The organism is Frankia sp. CcWB2, from assembly GCF_977927585.1.
Map to the genome: position 1 here is coordinate 1 of NZ_CDWRCM010000057.1, position 3,120 is coordinate 3,120.

Annotated in this window: 2 protein-coding genes and 2 pseudogenes; 3 read left to right on the forward strand and 1 reads right to left on the reverse strand. The window is 65.2% G+C overall.

Translation table 11 applies throughout. The annotated features are described in order from the left end of the window. Nucleotides 1-406: TetR/AcrR family transcriptional regulator (locus tag ACY45C_RS08450; protein ID WP_462187068.1), on the reverse strand; the 406-nt coding region annotated here is incomplete at its 3' end. Between ACY45C_RS08450 and ACY45C_RS08455 the strand changes: the two are divergent. The 3 genes and pseudogenes from ACY45C_RS08455 to ACY45C_RS08465 form a co-directional block, all read left to right on the forward strand. Next, nucleotides 377-523 (forward strand): annotated as a pseudogene (locus ACY45C_RS08455) (ABC transporter); the annotation flags it as partial. The gene ACY45C_RS08450 and the pseudogene ACY45C_RS08455 overlap by 30 nt on opposite strands. Before the next feature lie 408 nt (nucleotides 524-931). Next, nucleotides 932-2,620, forward strand: coding sequence for a CocE/NonD family hydrolase (locus tag ACY45C_RS08460; RefSeq protein WP_462187069.1), 1,689 nt, complete (start codon nucleotides 932-934; stop codon nucleotides 2,618-2,620). A gap of 191 nt (nucleotides 2,621-2,811) precedes the next feature. Further along, nucleotides 2,812-3,120 (forward strand): annotated as a pseudogene (locus tag ACY45C_RS08465) (aminoglycoside phosphotransferase family protein); the annotation flags it as partial.

Here is a 3,120-nt window from a genome sequence, read left to right on the forward strand (position 1 = left end):
GCGTCGATCCGACCCGGCCACCTTGATCGGAAACCAGGCCGGTCAACGCATCGAAACCCCATGTGCGGAAGACAGAGCTAGACGGGCAAGGGTAGGAATCTACCATCCTGCCTGACGACCTCATTGCATCAGGTACGTCCCCTGGGACGAGGAACGTCCGCGCGGAGGCCCTCGATGAGGGCCGCGACCCCGTCGAGGATGCGTTCCAGCCCGAAATCGAAAGACCGGGCGGGCGGCCCATCGCCGCATCGGCCATGAGCATGAGCAGTTCGTCCTTGACGGAGATGTAGCGGTAGAGCGACATCGTCGCCGCGCCTGGTTCCGCGGCAACCCGGCTCATGGACAGGCCGGAGATCCCCTCGGTGCGGGCGACCTCGATGCCGGCACCGCCCGGGTTGCCGGCCACGACGTACTCACCCAGCGTCGCGAGGTGCGGCGGCGCATCAGCCTGACCGGCCAGTACGCCGCACTCGACAAGGCGCGGACCGGGGAGGAGAACCTGTGCCTGCTCGACGAGCTCGCCATCATCGCGGCCTCGCTCCTGCTGGCCGGTGTCCTGTTCAGCCGCCGCACGCAGTGACGTCCGGGCCACAGGCAAAGCCTGATCCGGATCAGCCGTTGCGGCATGCCGCACGCGGTGGGACGTCGGAACCGGAAAATAACGCCATCACTTCCTGCATCAAGCCGAAAAACGCGCTGCCCGCCGAATGCGGGCCAACACCATCCTGCCGTACGGCGCGCGGACAAAGTACTCACCTCACCCCTGACGATCGCGTACACCTCTAGGCTCCGAACCCGTGCACCGGGAGACTTCCGCACCACGGATCCGATATCCGGATCATCACCTCGTCACGGCCGCGGACGATCGCGCGCCCGTCGGCCAGGTTCGCCGGCAGGCTCCTTTTCCCACGCCCAGAAGGGGATCATCCGAGTGACCACGACTGTCAAGACCACGAACGTGTTCGATTTCGCGCCCAACGACAGAACACTGCTCGACGCGGAGATCGCCGCTCTTGAGAATCTCGAGAGCGGCGACTTCAGGAATCTCCCGCCGGCGACCGTGGCAAAGTTCGAGGAACTGCGGGGAGCGGGGGCCTTCACCGCGACCAGGATCCCCGGAGCCGATGCCGGCGTCCAGCTCGACGCCGGCGTGCTGGTCCCCCTCAGGCCGGGGCCGAACCCGGTCGTCATCATGCCGGCTCCGCTGGCGTCGACGGGGTGGAAATCGTATCCGGGGATGCTGTTGAACTTCGCACTCAAGGGATATCTGGCGGTCGCGTACAGCGAGCGTGGGCTCGCCGACTCCACGGGGAAGATCGACGTCGCCGGTCCGCGAGACCGGGCGGACGGCTCGGCCGTGATCGACTGGGTACTGAACACCTATCCCGACCGCGCAGATCCGGATCGAATCGGGTTCGCGGGGTCGTCCTACGGCGCCGGCCAGAGCCTGATCATCGCGGCGCACGACGACCGGGTGAGGGCCGTGTGCGCGCAGAGCGCCTGGGCCGATCTGGGCTGGTCGCTGTACGAGAACGAGACACGACACCTGCTGGCGTTCGAGGAGCTCACCAAGCTGTTCGGCGAGGAGAACCTCTCCGCCGAAGTCAAGGAGATCTTCGACGACTTCCGGGCCAATCGGAATATCGAACGGTTGCTGGAGTTCAGCGCGGTCCGTTCACCGGTGACCTACCTGAACGAACTCAACGCCAGGAGGGTCCCTATCTTCCTCGGCACCTACTGGCACGAGACCATCTTCTCGGTGCCCGCGGTGGTGGAGTTCTTCAACGCACTGATCGGTCCCAAACGTCTCCTGGTACTGATCGGAGATCACGGCGGCGACGAGATCAAGGGATTTCTCGGCGGTATCAGTCGTCCGACAGCGACGACCTTCCGCTGGCTGGACCGCTTCGTTGCCGACGAGGAGAACGGCGTGGAGAACGACGGCGACGTGCACACCGAGTACATGCACAACCTGTTCACGGTCAAGAAACTCGCCAACTGGGACTCGTACACGCTGCCGCTGCGGCGCTACTACCTGAACGCACCGCTGCCGGGGACATCAGACGGCTCATTGACTCCTCAGCCCAACTCCGGGGGGAGCCACACCTTCCGGGCCGGCACGGACACCCCCGCCCTGATAGCCCCGGCCCTGGTCCAGACCGGCATCCTCGAAAGACTGGGGGCTCCGATCGTGTACGAGACCTCGGAGATCTCCCGCGAGGACGCCGCGGTGTGGTCGACCGAACCGCTCACCGCACCGAGTCAGATCATCGGGACCGTCTCGGCGCATCTCACGGTCACCCCGTCCGCGAAGAGCGCGACGCTCGTGGCGCACCTGTTCGACGTCGACCCGGGTACCGGTAAGGCAAAAATCATCACCAGCGCGCCCTTCACCCTGCTCAACGACCGTGAGGGAGAGACGCGGACGATCGACATCCACCTGCAGCCGGCCGACTACCGCATCACGCCGGGCCGCCAGATACAGCTGGTCGTGGACACCAAGGACAGATTCTTCGGCGACGCCACCGTCACCAACAACAAAATCGAGATCTCGTCCACCGACGGCTCCTCGTCCTACCTGGACATTCCGCTCGGCGAGATTCCGCTCGAGAACGACTAGCCGACCGGATCCCACGGCGCACGCCTACCCGGGCCGGAACCGTGGTCGCGGTTCCGGCCCGGGCTCGGCCCGGGTGCGGATCGGCAGGATCGCGCCGCAGCCCGATGTGCTGGTCCATCGTGCGTCGTCGAGCTCAACTATGATTGCATCGTCCTCGACGGTATTGCGGTCTGTGATGGTCGGAGGTTTACATGGCGCCTGCGCCACGGTTTCATCGGGTCGCCGCACTGCAGCGGCGTTTCGTGGACCGCGAACCGGTGCTGGCGGCTTTCGCCGAAGAGCTGACCCATATAGGTGACGGTCCACGGGTCTTCAACGCCACCGGCGTGGGCGGTATAGGTAAGTCACGACTACTGCGCGAGTTGAAGGACCGGACGGCAACCCGGTATCGAACGGCATCACTCGATCTGCAGGTGCACTCGTTGCGCCAGCAGGAAGAAGCACTGGCGGTGCTACGCAACGAACTGGGGTCGCAAGGGGTCCACTTCGATCGCTTCGAC